We start from the raw sequence: 13,613 nt of genomic DNA on the forward strand, positions 1-13,613 counted from the left end.
CTCAATCCTATCTGTTATCTTACTTTTAAAGTCGCAAGACCAATCAACACTAAAATCAATGAAATAATCCAAAAACGCACAATCACTCGAGGCTCAGGCCAGCCTTTCAACTCATAATGATGGTGAATTGGAGCCATACGGAAAATCCGCTGACCACGCAGCTTATAAGAGCCAACCTGTAAGATCACCGAAACCGTTTCCATTACGAACACGCCCCCCATAATCACCAACAGCAACTCTTGGCGCACCAGCACCGCAACCGTACCTAAGGCTGCCCCTAAGGCAAGCGAGCCAACATCGCCCATGAATACTTGGGCTGGATAGGTATTAAACCAAAGAAAGGCTAAACCAGCCCCGACCATCGCGGTACACACCACCACCAATTCACTGGCGGCAGGAATATAAGGAATGAACAAATAACTTGAGAAATTAACATGTCCGGTAAGATAAGCGATTAAGGCAAAGGCCGAGGCCACCATCACACTGGGCATAATTGCCAAGCCATCTAAACCATCGGTTAAGTTAACGGCATTACTGCTACCAACTATGACGAGGTAAGTCAGGGGAATAAATAACCAGCCAAGCTGTGGCATCACATTTTTGATAAATGGCAACACCAACTGGGTATGCGCTGCTGAATCTGCGCTCCAAAATAGGTAAAGCGCCACCACTAAAGCAACCACCGATTGCCAAAAATACTTCCAGCGCGCGATTAGGCCAGCTGGATCTTTGCGGATCACTTTGCGATAGTCGTCGATAAAACCAATGGCGCCGTAACTGCCAAACACAAACAGCATCACCCACACGTAAGGATTGTCTAAACGAGCCCACAACAGGGTCGATAAAAATACCGAAGCGATGATCAGAACGCCGCCCATGGTCGGTGTCCCAGATTTACTTAAATGAGATTCAGGACCGTCGTTACGTACCGTTTGTCCAATCTGCAAACGTTGTAAACTACGGATAAGCTTCGGTCCCATCCACAGGCCAAACACTAAGGCAGTTAAGATACTCACAATCGCCCTAAAGGTTAAATAACCAAATAGCGAAAATCCGCTGTAATATTGCTGCAGATATTCAGCTAACCAAACTAACATTCGAAACCCTTCTTATAATATTGTTGTAAGTGCTGGACCACCGTTTCCATTTTGCTTGAACGAGAACCTTTCACCAATATCAAACAAGCCTGATTAGGCGCCTGATTCAAGTCCTCAATCAGCTGCGAAATTAAATGCTCGTGGGAGTCAAAAACCAGCTCTGAACGTCCTAAATCGGCCAGCGCCGACTGAAAAGACGCGCCATAAGAATACAAGCTAATGTTTCTGTCAAGTGCTTGCGCAATTAAGTCTTTGTGCGCCAGTTCCGTTTGCTCGCCCATTTCTCCCATGGCGCCAGCGATAAGCAAGCGCTTACCCTCAAAACTGGCTAAAATATCGACAGCCGCCTTAAATGAAGCGGGATTGGCGTTATAACTATCATCAATCAACTGAAGCTGTGGACTAAGCGTCTGCACATTCACCCGCCCAGGGACTTCCTCCAAGTCGGCCAAGCCTAATTTCACCTCGCTTAAACTCGCCCCCATCGCGATAGCCAAAGCAGACGCAGCCACCGCATTCTTCACATTATGTTGACCCGCAAGGTTTATCTGCACTTGCACTCGACCTTGGGGTGTATTGAGGGTGAACCGACTTCCCGAGAGACCCAATGAGTGGATCTCACTGGCGTAAAAATCAGCATTCGGCTGATCCAAAGAAAATAGTTGAACCTTGGCTGGGCTGGCCGCATCCATCAGCGGCTGCTGATAATCAGCGCCAGCTTCACAGATCGCCACTTGGCCCTTCGCCAAACCAACAAACAACTCTGATTTAGCGCGTAATACCCCCGTTTGATCGCCAAAACCTTCAATATGCGCGGCTGACACATTATTGATCAGTGCTGCCCGCGGTTTCACCAAGGCCACGGTATAGGCAATTTCACCCATATGATTCGCGCCCAGTTCAAGCACGCCCACTTGATGTTGTTCGGTGGCTCGCAATAACGACAGGGGAACACCGATGTCATTGTTAAAATTACCTTGAGTAGCTAACACCGATTTAGCCTGCGCTAAAATCTTTGTCGTCATTTCCTTCACGGTAGTTTTGCCATTACTGCCAGTGATTGCGCAACAAGGCAAGCTCAATTTTTCACGTAAATAACTCGCGAGCAAACCTAGGGCTATTCGGCAGTCAGCGACCACTAATTGCGGTACATCGAGCGGCAGAAGCCGTTCCACAACCAAAGCAATAGCACCTTGTTCGACGGCTTTCCCAGCGAAGTCATGGGCGTCGAAACGTTCACCGCTTAAGGCGACAAACAGACTTTGTGGCATCGGCTTACGAGAATCAGTATCAACCCTCAGTATGGTCTGATCATCACCGATTAGTTTAGTTTGCAAGGGCTTGAGCAGCTCAGACAGCTTCAATGGGATCATTGTGCTCTCCCGACTAAGCTTTGTACGACCGCCCGCTCGTCATAATCGAAAACTTGCGCAGCAATAATTTGATAACTCTCATGGCCTTTTCCTGCCACCAAGATGATGTCTTGTGAACCACTTTGCTGAATGGCCTGTTGAATCGCGACGGTCCGTTGATGTTCAACCGCGACTCGCTCAGGATGACAAAAGCCCGCCATGATATCTTCAACAATCGCCACCGCATCTTCGTAACGAGGATTGTCATCCGTCACGATGACTTGGTCAGCTTTTTGCTCGGCAACCGCCGCCATTAAAGGCCGCTTGCCTTTATCACGGTCGCCGCCACAACCAAAGATACACCACAACTTCCCGCGACAATGTAAACGTAAGGCCGTCAAGGCTTTATCTAATGCATCCGGAGTATGCGCATAATCCACCACTACCGAAGATTTTCCGACAAACAACTCCATCCGACCCGGTACTGCATTTAAACAAGGAAGTAAATCCATTAGTTTTGCTAAATCGACCCCAAAGTGGTGAAGACAAGCAATCGCACTGAGCAAGTTCTCGGCATTGAACCGCCCCAATAGGGGACTGTGTAACGCAACCCGTTCATGGCTTGCCTCGGGACTTAGCAAGTAACCACGAACACCGCGTTCACTAAAGTGTAAATCAGCGATCTGCCATTGTGCTCTGCTATCTTCTAAGGACAAAGCTTGGGCATCAGGGTAATGCTGCAGTAATTGCTTTCCGAAACCATCGTCAGCATTAATCAGACGACACTGCAAACTTGGCCAGTCAAACAAGGCCTGCTTAGCACGGCCATATTCAGCCATACTGCCATGATAATCGAGGTGGTCGCGACTGAGATTGGTAAAAATAGCGACCGAGAAAGGAACACTTGCAACCCGTTGTTGTACCAAACCATGGGAAGATATTTCCATCGCCACTAATTGATAGCCCTGTTGCTGCATCTCACTCAACTGACGTTGAATCGTAATCGCATCAGCGGTGGTATTATGGCTCTGCTCGAGCTGACCAGGCTTACCATTTCCCAAGGTCCCCATCACTGCAGCTTTAATACCGCTTAAATTGGCCAGATTAGCAATCAGATGAGTGACAGTACTCTTACCATTGGTTCCAGTCACTCCGACCAGATTTAAGTGATTCCCCTCAGGAAAGTATCTGGCAGAGGCTAACTGAGAGAGTTGCTGACTTAAACGCCAGAAGGCAATACAGGGGATCTCTCCACGCCATTCAATTTGACCATGCTGTTGTTCAGTATCAGCTTCAACGATCACAGCTACGGCACCCGCAATAATGGCTGCATCGATGTAATCACGACCATCGACCTGATGACCATGAATAGCCACAAATACATCGCCAGAACGAAGCTCACGACTATTCAAGGATAAGTGCTCAAAGCTCAGCTTAGGCGCCTGAGTCACGGCAAATTTTGCGAGTAGTGCTGATAAATCAGGTTTCACTATCAACGCCCCCACTCAACTTCACAATACGACCGTCATCGTCATCTGGCGCGACATTTAAATATTGCAATCCAGCCTGCATCACTTTAGAAAATACTGGTGCCGCAACCACGCCACCGTAATAGCTGTCCGTTTTGGGCTCATTCACAAACACCACGACCGCAAGCTTAGGGTGACTCGCAGGCGCGACTCCAGCAAAGATCGCCACATAATCATCACCATAGCCACCACGAATCGCTTTACGGCTAGTTCCGGTTTTACCGGCGATACGAAATCCAGGCACAGCAGCTTTAAGCCCTGTGCCACCTTCATGGACCACAGACTCCATCATCTGTAACACCGCTTTGGCAGTGGATTCTTTAAAAACCCGTTCACCCGGCGCCGCTTTTTGTAACTTAATAATCGATGCGGGGCGAAATATGCCACCAGCGCCAATCGTGGCATAGGCTTGTGCCAATTGGAGCGGCGTGACCATTAAACCGTAACCAAAGGACAAGGTTGCCAATTCAAAATCAGACCAGCGTCGACGTTGTGGCATCAATCCAGCCGATTCCCCCACCAAGCCTAAGCCTGCACCATTGCCAAAACCGACGCGATAAAATGTATCCAGCAAACCCTCAACACCAACTTTTAGTGCCAACTGGCTGGTTCCAACATTACTCGACTTTTGAATCACTTTAGTAAGACTGATTTCACCATAATTATGAGAATCACGGACTCGACGGCCACCAATGCGCATCCACCCGGGATTGGTATTGATCATACTATTGGTTTTAACATGACCAGCTTCCAATGCTGCAAGTACCGATAAGGGTTTGACCGTCGAACCTGGTTCATAACTGTCGGAGATCGCGCGATTACGATAGCGATAACTTTGAAATTCATTGCGATTGTTCGGATTAAATGAAGGACTATTGACCATTGCCAAGACTTCACCGGTGTCGATATCTAATACCACAACGCTCCCCGAAGTCGCTCGGGTATCAGCCACTGCTTTCTTCAACTCACGATATGCTAGGGCTTGAATACGCTGGTCAATGCTCAAGGCAATATCTTGCGCTTGCTTGGCTTGATGGATAACCGCAAGATCTTCAACCACACGACCCAGTCGATCTTTTCGAACTTGGCGCTTACCCGGTTCACCGGTAAGCCAGTCGTCGTAACTTCCCTCAATCCCTTCCAGACCATGGTCATCAATATTAGTAAAACCAACCAAGTGAGCACTCACTTCGCCAGTAGGGTAGAACCTTCTTGATTCAGGTTTGAGATAAACACCTTTGATTTTGAGTTTATCAACATAATTCGCTACTGCGGAACTTACCTGTCGCTGTAAATATACAAAACGCCGATGCGGATCGCTGACACGGCTCTGTAAACTAGCGACATCGGTCTCTAACACCTTGGCTAAGGCGGCCCAAGCTTCACCATCTGCGAAGCTATTTTGCTCAACCACATGCTTCGGATCCGCCCAAATAGCACGAACAGGTACACTTACCGCAAGTTCGTTACCAAAACGATCGGTAATCACACCTCGTTCCGCATAACCGGTTTTGGTACGAATAGAACGTAAATCCCCTTCGTAGATCAGTTTATCCGGTGCGATCACCTGAATATAAGCGGCACGACTTACTAGGGCAGTAAATACCAAACAAACCACGACCATCACTAGCACAAAGCGCCAATGGATGAACAGTCCTTGTTTATTTGCCTTATTGCTCATTACTTACTAATTACCACTTGTTCTTCTAACTTGGGTCGATGCATCGCCAAACGCTTTCGAGCGATACTCTCTATACGGCTATGTTCTGCAAGTGTATTTTGTTCAATGAGTAGGTGCCGCCACTCCACATTGATTGCATCGCGATTCATCATTAAACGTTCTCTTTGCTCAACAAACATCCGCGTATGATGGGTTGTCCAAACCACTGCAAAAGCAGAGATCACTACCAGTATCAGTAGCCCTAGCTGCTGCTTATGACGCCAAAAATCTTTCAGTATCGCCCGTAACAGATTGGGCTGGCGGTTAACTTCGCTCATTACAAGCGACGAGCTATCCGCAATACCGAGCTACGCGAGCGCGGATTAACTTCAATTTCGGCAGCACTCGGTTTAATCGCTCGCCCAACACTTTTTAAATAACGACCGCTGGCTAACTGTTGTTCAGTTAACGGAAATCCTCGCGGGAATTGCTCACCCTTCTCTTGTTTTCGAATAAAACGTTTGACCATCCGATCTTCCAAAGAATGGAAGCTAATCACAGCCAGACGACCATCGGTGGCTAAGCAGTTCATTGCACCTAATAAGGCCTTTTCGATTTCATCAAGTTCACTATTGATATAAATACGGATCGCCTGAAAACTGCGGGTCGCAGGATGTTTATGTTTATCTTTAACCGGACAAGCTAAATCGATAATTTTGGCGAGCTGCAGGGTACTGGTTAGCGGTTCCAATTGACGCGCGTTAACAATGCCGTGTGCGATCCGCTTGCCAAATTTTTCTTCACCAAAGGTTTTAATCACCCAGGTAATGTCTTCTTCCGCAGCATGGGTGAGCCACTCTCCAGCCGTTTGGCCTCGCGATGTATCCATCCGCATATCCAAGGGACCATCACGTAAAAAGCTGAAACCCCGCTCTGCATCGTCGAGTTGTGGCGATGACACCCCTAAATCCAGCAATACACCATCAATCTTTTTAGCTAAACCTAACTCGCTAATATATTGCTCGATGCCAGAAAAGGGACCATGAACAATCTGAAAACGCGGATCATCGGCAAATTGTTTCGCTGCTTCAATCGCTCGAGGATCTCTATCGATAGCGATCAAACGCCCCTGCGGCCCAAGCGCCTTTAAGATCTCACGGCTATGGCCTCCTCGACCAAAAGTACCATCGACGTAAATACCATCTTTTTTGATGGCTAAACCATCAATACACTCTTGCAAAAGTACCGAGGTATGGGCAAATTCATTACTCATATTAAAGTGAAAAATCTTTTAGGTTATCAGTTAACATATCAACATCCTCATCTAAGGCGATATCGGCAGCAATCTGTTGCTGCCATTGCTCTTCAGACCACAGCTCAAACTTATTGAGTTGGCCGACCAACATAATTTTTTTCTGCAAACTCGCATGTTGGCGTAGTGGAGGGGGGATCAACAAACGCCCATTTTTATCCATCTCACAATCATCCGCATAACCTAACAACAAGCGCTGTAAGCGACGCTCAGCTGGATTCATACTTGATAATTTCTTCAACTTCCGCTCAATCTCTTCCCACTCGGCCAGTGGATAAAGTAATAAACAGCGATGATTGATATCAATGGTGCACACCAACTGCCCTTGGCACTCTTCAATCAACCACTCACGATAACGCGTGGGCATTGTCATTCGCCCCTTCGCATCGAGATTGATTGAACTTGCGCCGCGTAACATCCGGTGTTGACTCCCCTCACATGCTAATATCAGATTTAAAGGGGTAATAGATCCACTATGATCCACTTTATCCCACAATTCACTAAGTTTAAGGACGAGTCTCCCCCTTTGCAAGCGACCATGAGCAAGAAAATGAACAAAATTCCACCAAGGATTCAAAGACCTCAGCTAAAGGGCTGATATACAAAGCAACCGGGCCTACAAATGAGTAAAAATAAATCGTTTTATTTAGTAAAAAGTTATCAAGACTAGAATCACAAGGGTCAATGTTGGAGGGGATAGCGAGCATTTACTTATCAAAAATTAAAAAAGCCCCGTTTTAGCAACGGGGCTTTTAAAGAAGTAGGAGTTGGCCGATAAGCCGGGTTTTGTCGTGAACAATCATTCGTCTAGGCCGTTAATCGCTTAACGGCTCAAGCAGCCTACCCGCCCCCAACGCGGGTCGCGCCTTAAGGGGGCCTATTTGGCCTTGCTCCGGGTGGAGTTTACCTCGCCACAAACTGTTACCAGTTGTGCGGTGCGCTCTTACCGCACCCTTTCAGCCTTACCTGTATCAACCCTTTCCGAAGAAAGAGTCGCCATCGGCGGTCTTCTCTCTGCTGCACTTGTCGTAGGCTTGCGCCTCCCAGGCGTTACCTGGCACCCTACCCTATAGAGCCCGGACTTTCCTCCCCTTCGCCCGTTTGCCACTCCCGAAAGAGTACACAACGACGAAGCAGCGATTGTCTAGCCAACTCCGGTGGCGGACTATAGCAAACTCCTGCACTTAAGAATAGCGCTTTCTCCGCCCTTACTTCGAGTGATTTAGGCCATGTTCGTAAAGCGCATTTTTCTTTAAACCATAAATTTTAGCAGTGAGAGCGGCGGCTTTTTTTAAAGGGAGTTCTTGTTGTAACAAACTCAAGGTATCTAGCGCTTCCACAGGCAAGCCCTGAGTGGATTTATCAAAACCGGCCACGATCAAGACCATCTCACCTTTTTGCTGATTTGGATCGGCCTGTACCCATGCCAGTAATTCAGCAGCAGCTAAAGATTTCACCGTCTCAAAGGTTTTCGTCAGCTCACGCGCCATCACGACTTGGCGCTCCTCACCCAAACATTGAACAATATCTTTTAAGCTTTCGACAATACGATGTGGCGACTCATAAAAAACCACGGTACGAACCTCTTGACGTAACTCAGCCAATCGAGCTTGACGCGCATTACTTTTCGCCGGCAAAAATCCTTCATACAAAAAACGGTCGGTGGGTAAACCGGCGACAGATAAAGCTGCAATTGCAGCGCAAGCACCAGGCAACGGCACCACCGTGTAGCCTTTGGCACGAAACGCTGCCACCAGGTGATAACCCGGATCGTTAATCAGTGGTGTGCCGGCATCCGAAACAAGCGCAATGTCTTGCCCTTCCAACAAACATTTCTCCAACCAAGCGATTTTTTGTTGCTCGTTATGATCATGTACTGCCACACAACGAGTACCAATTTCGTAGTGAGCCAACAGACGACCTGTATTACGAGTATCTTCTGCAGCAATCATCGACACGCTCTTGAGTACGTCTAATGCACGCAAAGTAATATCGGCTAAATTGCCAATTGGAGTTGCAACAATATATAAAGTTCCAATTGCGGACATAGGGAGTACCTCTCGTTAATTCGGCCCCTACTTTAATGAAAAGACGGGCTAGCCTCAATCTTTCAACACCGCGATTGTGGATTATTTGTCGCGAGCCTCTTACTATATGCACTATTGAAACGATACTGGTGGTATAGACTTTGAAAACGAACCTGATTTCAGCACTACGTTATGTCAGTTTAACGGTGGTGCTTTTATTAGCGGCTTGTAGTACTGGCCCAACAAAACAACCGATTACAGCTATACCTCTACCGTCCTTAGCTTCAACTTTAGAGCACAATGCTCAATTTTATTTAGACCAGGCGGCTATCGCAGAGTTACAGCATACTTATGATTGGGAATTACTCGCAGCGAAGGCTTACTACCAGCAGGGCTTATACCAAGCTGGTGATGCGATTGTTTCATCGTTAAAGGCTCAAACCAACAGCCCACAACGTATCGCTGCGCTTCGCTTAGTTCAAGGCTACGCTCTGCAGCGTCAAGGCCACTATTCCCAAGCCTTAGAATTATTAGACTTTGACCCGATATGGGATTTGCCTCGTGATTACTGGCAAAGCTATTACCAAACGCGTGGTGATATCTTTAAACAACAAAACAACCCATTAGCCGCTGCAGGCGCTTATATAGAACTGGACCGTTATTTACCAGAAGCGCTGCGCGCCACAAATCATCAAGTGATTTGGCAACAACTCAAACCACTCACCGCATTTACCCTTCGTAGCTTCCAACAGGTCTCTAGTGACTTAAAAAATGGCTGGTTAGAGATTGTGGCTATCAGCAATGAGCCTAAACCATCCCCTGCGGCTCTAATTGCCGCATTGCAGCAGTGGAAACGTGACTATCCTAATCATCCTGCTCTCGATTATATTGATGGAGATCTAGCAAAAGCTTTAAGCATTGAACCCTATTCACCGAAGAAAATTGCGGTGCTCCTCCCCTTGTCTGGAAAATATAAAAATAACGGTTTAGCGCTAAAAGATGGCTTGATTTCGGCTTACTTAGACCAACAGCAAAATAACGCAAGCGATACCCAACTGATATTTTTTGATACGCAAACACAAGCCATGGCAAATTTATATGCACAATTGGAAGAACAGCAAATCAACTTTATCCTCGGTCCGCTGCTTAAATCTCAATTAACCAATCTACTTACGCTACAACCAACTATTCCGCTGCTGGGCTTAAATGATGTGCTCAGTAGTAACACCGAACAACGCTTTTTCTTTCCTTTGTCTCCCGAAACAGAAGCCAAACAGGCTGCACAATTCATGGCTCAGCGAGAAGAAACGAACCCTTTGTTATTAGTCCCTCAAAATAACTTAGGAGAGCGTATGGCAGAAGCATTTAGCCAGCAATGGCAAATGCTTTCTTCCGCGCCTGTTGATGTGGTGTATTACGCCAATCGTAGCCAATTACAGGCGGCCGTAACCAAATTATTGCATACCGACCAAAGCCAACAGCGCATCAATCAATTTAAACAAATAATTGGTCAAAACCTGGAAACCGAACTGCGCTCGCGCAGCGATGCACAAGCCTTATATTTAGTTGGCGATAATACCGAGACTAAACTCATCAAAGCCTTTATTGATGTAACGGTGAGTCCCTTTGCTATGAGCCCACGCTTATATGCAAGCTCTCGCAGCTATAACAAAAATGACCAGACCAGCGAGAACGAACTTGATGGTATGCTAATCAGTGAAATGCCTTGGGCGCTAGATCTACAATCGGTTAACGCAATTCGTTACCAACAGCTTTGGCCCAGTTCAACAGATACTCAAAAACGGCTTTACGCTTTGGGTTATGATGCCTTCAACCTAATTGGTCAATTAGCCCAAATGCGCGGCTATTCCGACTATCAATTTCAGGGACTTACTGGCAACTTAAGTGTTGATCCAAAAGGTCTCGTTGCTCGACAGCTGATCTGGACTCAATATGAAAATGGCAAACTGGTTCCCTTGGACATCCAAGCAAAACCAAAATCCCTTGAATAGTGGGCAACAAGCAGAACAGCAAGCAGCTCGTTACCTAACACAACAAGGTTTAAAGCTGATTGAAAAAAATTATCACTGCCGCCGCGGCGAGATAGATTTAATTTGTAAACAAAACGATATTTGGGTATTTGTCGAAGTAAAGTATCGTAGTGCGAATACTTTTGGAGGGGCGGTCGCGGCCGTTGACCAACATAAGATCCGCCGAATTATACTAAGTGCTCAATACTACTTACAGCAACAAAATTTAAACCAATTTGATACAGCCATGCGTTTCGATGTGATCGCCATACAAGCACAAGCTCCCTATCTAGAATGGTTCCAAAACGCATTTGGGGAATAAACATGCAAGAACGTATTAAAGAGATATTCCGAGAGAGTATTCAAACCAAAATCGCTGCTGCCGAAGCGCTACCAGACGCCATCGAAAAAGCAACCATTATCATTGCTCACGCCCTGCTAAATGGGAATAAATTATTAATTGCTGGCAATGGTTCGGCGGCTGCCTTAGCCCAGCAATTTGCCGCAAGTTTAGTAAACCGTTTTGACACCGAACGCCCAAGCCTCCCAGCCTTAGCCCTCAACACCGATAATTCCTTATTATCAGCAATCGCCAATGATTATTCGTTTGACGAAGTATTTGCCAAACAAATTCGCGCCTTAGGACAACAAGGTGATGTACTGGTTGCTATTTCTGATTCTGGTAACTGTCGTAATGTAATTAAAGCAATGGAAGCTGCGGTGAACCGCGACATGAGCATTATCGCTCTCACCGGAAAAGATGGCGGCGAAATGGCCGGATTACTGAGCGAGCAAGATGTTGAAGTTAGAGTCCCAGCAGAGCAAAGCATAAGAATAAACGAGGTACACCTGCTGGCCTTAAATAGTTTATGTGACTTAATCGACCGAACCTTATTCCCCCAACAAGAGGATTAGAGAATGTTGCGAATTATCGCCATTGTAGTACTAGCAGGCCTACTACAGGCCTGTGCTGGAGCAGTCGTTGTAGGGGCCAGCGTCGCCGCTGGTGCGGCGACCGACCGACGAACCATCGGCACCCAAATCGATGACCAAACCATTGAATTACAAACCCTCAGCGCACTGGGTAAATCAGAAAAAATATGGCAAGAAAGTAAACTTTCGGTCGTCTCTTTAAGTGGCCGAGTTTTGATTGTTGGACAGACTCCGAGTCAAGAAAATTACAACCAAATAACTCAAATCGTTCGTGCCACAGAAGGTGTTCAAGAGGTATTGAACGAAGTTCGAATCAAAGATCCTGTATCGTTAAGCACTCGCAGCAATGACGCTTGGATCACCACTAAAATCAAGCTAAAAATCTATAGTGATAATGAATTAGCACCGGGAAAAATAAAAGTAATTACCGAAGATAGCGAAGTGTTTTTGATTGGATTTGTCACCGAACAAGAACAGAGTTTAGCAATTAATATTGCCCGTAATGAAGCAGGTGTGAGCAAGGTAGTGAAATTATTTGAACTGGTGACAGACGATTAAATAATCGCTAAGCAATAAAAAAGCGCCAATAGGCGCTTTTTTTATTTTACGATGGTTAAGCTTGGCTTTTTAGGTACATCGTCAGTCCTTTTTTCAGGCGACTCAGCCTGTTCAGCAGATTCGACTTGCTCCGCCTCATAAGCGGCTTCCGGCTCAAATACCATGCCGGCACCATTTTCACGCGCATAAACCGCAACCACAGCCGACATAGGTACATAAATTTGAAATGGTTTACCGCCAAAGCGGGCATTAAATCCCACATGGTGCAGGTCCATATCAAATGCTACGACTGCCGAAGGTGCAATATTTAACACGATTTGACCATCGTTCACAAACTGAGTAGGGACTGTCACATTCGCCTGTGTCGCGTCCACAACCAAGTGTGGCGTAAGCTCATTGTCTAACAACCAATCAAAAAACGCCCGTAACAAATACGGTCGATTTGGCGTCATTTCAATATTCATTAGCCAAGAAACCCATCGCGTATTTCACGTTCGGAATCAGTCAATGAAGCTTGGAAAGATTCACGATCAAATACCCGGATCATATACGATTTGATTTCTTTCGCACCGATACCTTGTAGTTCAATACCTAAAGTCGGCAAACGCCACAATAAAGGTGCTAAATAACAATCTACGAGGCTAAACTCTTCGCTCATGAAATAAGGCATCTCAGCAAACACCGGAGCGATAGTTAATAGACTTTCAGTTAATTGTTTACGTGCAGCATCCGCATTTTGATCTTTCTCAATTTGCGCCACTAGGCTGTACCAATCATTCTTGATGCGATGCATCATCAAACGACTAGAACCACGAGATACGGGGTAAACAGGCATTAATGGTGGATGAGGAAAGCGCTCGTCCAGATACTCCATGATGATCTGTGATTGGTATAAAACTAATTCACGATCAACCAAAGTAGGAACTGAGCTGTACGGATTCAGATCAATTAAATCTTCCGGCAAGTTATCCGGGTCAACTTGATTAATCTCTACGCTGACGCCTTTTTCGGCTAAAACGATGCGTACCTGATGACTATATAAGTCGTTAGCACCAGAGTATAGCGTCATTACCGAACGCTTATTGGCAGCTACAGCCATTGAACCCTCCAAAAAC

The 13,613-nt window shown here is 46.3% G+C and carries 14 protein-coding genes and 1 other RNA gene; 4 read left to right on the forward strand and 11 right to left on the reverse strand.

Going from position 1 to position 13,613, the window contains the following annotated elements; translation table 11 throughout:
- Positions 1 to 14: 14 nt before the first annotated feature.
- From mraY to rsmI, 9 genes are all read right to left on the reverse strand, one after another.
- Positions 15 to 1,097 carry a phospho-N-acetylmuramoyl-pentapeptide-transferase gene (gene mraY / locus ACRRS0_RS18875; RefSeq protein WP_432456039.1) on the reverse strand — a complete coding sequence of 361 codons (1,083 nt, stop codon included), beginning with the start codon at positions 1,095 to 1,097 and terminating at the stop codon, positions 15 to 17.
- Positions 1,091 to 2,470 (reverse strand): UDP-N-acetylmuramoyl-tripeptide--D-alanyl-D-alanine ligase, encoded by a 1,380-nt coding sequence (locus ACRRS0_RS18880; protein ID WP_432456038.1) that lies wholly within the window; start codon positions 2,468 to 2,470, stop codon positions 1,091 to 1,093. Before ACRRS0_RS18880 ends, mraY begins: the two co-directional genes overlap by 7 nt.
- Positions 2,467 to 3,939 (reverse strand): UDP-N-acetylmuramoyl-L-alanyl-D-glutamate--2,6-diaminopimelate ligase, encoded by a 1,473-nt coding sequence (murE, locus tag ACRRS0_RS18885; RefSeq protein WP_432456037.1) that lies wholly within the window; start codon positions 3,937 to 3,939, stop codon positions 2,467 to 2,469. Before murE ends, ACRRS0_RS18880 begins: the two co-directional genes overlap by 4 nt.
- Positions 3,929 to 5,659 (reverse strand): penicillin-binding transpeptidase domain-containing protein, encoded by a 1,731-nt coding sequence (locus ACRRS0_RS18890; protein WP_432456036.1) that lies wholly within the window; start codon positions 5,657 to 5,659, stop codon positions 3,929 to 3,931. Before ACRRS0_RS18890 ends, murE begins: the two co-directional genes overlap by 11 nt.
- The gene (ftsL, locus tag ACRRS0_RS18895) at positions 5,659 to 5,976 is read right to left on the reverse strand and encodes a cell division protein FtsL (protein WP_432456035.1); all 318 of its coding nucleotides are present in this window, start codon (positions 5,974 to 5,976) and stop codon (positions 5,659 to 5,661) included. Before ftsL ends, ACRRS0_RS18890 begins: the two co-directional genes overlap by 1 nt.
- On the reverse strand, positions 5,976 to 6,911 hold the full coding sequence (gene rsmH / locus ACRRS0_RS18900; RefSeq protein WP_432456034.1) for a 16S rRNA (cytosine(1402)-N(4))-methyltransferase RsmH: 936 nt from the start codon (positions 6,909 to 6,911) through the stop codon (positions 5,976 to 5,978). Before rsmH ends, ftsL begins: the two co-directional genes overlap by 1 nt.
- A gap of 1 nt (position 6,912) precedes the next feature.
- A complete protein-coding gene (mraZ, locus tag ACRRS0_RS18905; protein ID WP_432456139.1) occupies positions 6,913 to 7,368 on the reverse strand; it encodes a division/cell wall cluster transcriptional repressor MraZ in 456 nt (151 codons plus the stop codon).
- Positions 7,369 to 7,709: 341 nt separating this feature from the next.
- An RNA gene (gene rnpB, locus ACRRS0_RS18910) (RNase P RNA component class A) lies at positions 7,710 to 8,106 on the reverse strand.
- Positions 8,107 to 8,158: 52 nt separating this feature from the next.
- Positions 8,159 to 8,998, reverse strand: coding sequence for a 16S rRNA (cytidine(1402)-2'-O)-methyltransferase (gene rsmI, locus ACRRS0_RS18915; protein ID WP_432456033.1), 840 nt, complete (start codon positions 8,996 to 8,998; stop codon positions 8,159 to 8,161).
- A 140-nt stretch (positions 8,999 to 9,138) separates the two neighbouring features.
- On the opposite strand from rsmI, the gene ACRRS0_RS18920 reads away from it, so the two are divergent.
- The 4 genes from ACRRS0_RS18920 to dolP are packed head-to-tail and all read left to right on the forward strand — an operon-like array spanning position 9,139 to position 12,498.
- The gene (locus ACRRS0_RS18920) at positions 9,139 to 10,989 is read left to right on the forward strand and encodes a penicillin-binding protein activator (RefSeq protein ID WP_432456032.1); all 1,851 of its coding nucleotides are present in this window, start codon (positions 9,139 to 9,141) and stop codon (positions 10,987 to 10,989) included.
- Positions 10,931 to 11,329, forward strand: a complete 399-nt coding sequence (locus ACRRS0_RS18925; RefSeq protein ID WP_432456031.1) for a YraN family protein — start codon at positions 10,931 to 10,933, stop codon at positions 11,327 to 11,329. The genes ACRRS0_RS18920 and ACRRS0_RS18925 overlap by 59 nt, the downstream gene beginning before the upstream one ends.
- A 2-nt stretch (positions 11,330 to 11,331) precedes the next feature.
- Positions 11,332 to 11,922, forward strand: a complete 591-nt coding sequence (locus ACRRS0_RS18930) for an SIS domain-containing protein (protein WP_432456030.1) — start codon at positions 11,332 to 11,334, stop codon at positions 11,920 to 11,922.
- Positions 11,923 to 11,925: 3 nt separating this feature from the next.
- Positions 11,926 to 12,498: a division/outer membrane stress-associated lipid-binding lipoprotein gene (dolP, locus tag ACRRS0_RS18935; RefSeq protein ID WP_432456029.1), complete on the forward strand. Its 573-nt coding sequence runs from the start codon at positions 11,926 to 11,928 to the stop codon at positions 12,496 to 12,498.
- Positions 12,499 to 12,539: 41 nt separating this feature from the next.
- Here dolP and ACRRS0_RS18940 read toward each other — a convergent pair whose 3' ends face one another.
- Complete coding sequence (locus ACRRS0_RS18940; RefSeq protein WP_432456138.1) at positions 12,540 to 12,950, reverse strand: ClpXP protease specificity-enhancing factor; 411 nt, start codon at positions 12,948 to 12,950, stop codon at positions 12,540 to 12,542.
- Between the two features lie 11 nt (positions 12,951 to 12,961).
- On the reverse strand, positions 12,962 to 13,597 hold the full coding sequence (gene sspA, locus ACRRS0_RS18945; RefSeq protein WP_432456028.1) for a stringent starvation protein SspA: 636 nt from the start codon (positions 13,595 to 13,597) through the stop codon (positions 12,962 to 12,964).
- Positions 13,598 to 13,613: the final 16 nt, after the last annotated feature.

This window comes from Agarivorans sp. QJM3NY_29, assembly GCF_050870835.2.
In the GTDB taxonomy this organism is placed as follows: domain Bacteria; phylum Pseudomonadota; class Gammaproteobacteria; order Enterobacterales; family Celerinatantimonadaceae; genus Agarivorans.

Coding starts and splice junctions, on each gene's coding strand:
- rsmH (WP_432456034.1), bottom strand. CDS start 6,911: ATGAGTAATGAATTTGCCCATACCTCGGTACTTTTGCAAGAGTGTATT.
- ACRRS0_RS18890 (WP_432456036.1), bottom strand. CDS start 5,659: ATGAGCAATAAGGCAAATAAACAAGGACTGTTCATCCATTGGCGCTTT.
- mraZ (WP_432456139.1), bottom strand. CDS start 7,368: ATGTTACGCGGCGCAAGTTCAATCAATCTCGATGCGAAGGGGCGAATG.
- mraY (WP_432456039.1), bottom strand. CDS start 1,097: ATGTTAGTTTGGTTAGCTGAATATCTGCAGCAATATTACAGCGGATTT.
- ACRRS0_RS18940 (WP_432456138.1), bottom strand. CDS start 12,950: ATGACGCCAAATCGACCGTATTTGTTACGGGCGTTTTTTGATTGGTTG.
- ftsL (WP_432456035.1), bottom strand. CDS start 5,976: ATGAGCGAAGTTAACCGCCAGCCCAATCTGTTACGGGCGATACTGAAA.
- rsmI (WP_432456033.1), bottom strand. CDS start 8,998: ATGTCCGCAATTGGAACTTTATATATTGTTGCAACTCCAATTGGCAAT.
- dolP (WP_432456029.1), top strand. CDS start 11,926: ATGTTGCGAATTATCGCCATTGTAGTACTAGCAGGCCTACTACAGGCC.
- sspA (WP_432456028.1), bottom strand. CDS start 13,597: ATGGCTGTAGCTGCCAATAAGCGTTCGGTAATGACGCTATACTCTGGT.
- ACRRS0_RS18925 (WP_432456031.1), top strand. CDS start 10,931: ATGAAAATGGCAAACTGGTTCCCTTGGACATCCAAGCAAAACCAAAAT.
- ACRRS0_RS18930 (WP_432456030.1), top strand. CDS start 11,332: ATGCAAGAACGTATTAAAGAGATATTCCGAGAGAGTATTCAAACCAAA.
- ACRRS0_RS18880 (WP_432456038.1), bottom strand. CDS start 2,470: ATGATCCCATTGAAGCTGTCTGAGCTGCTCAAGCCCTTGCAAACTAAA.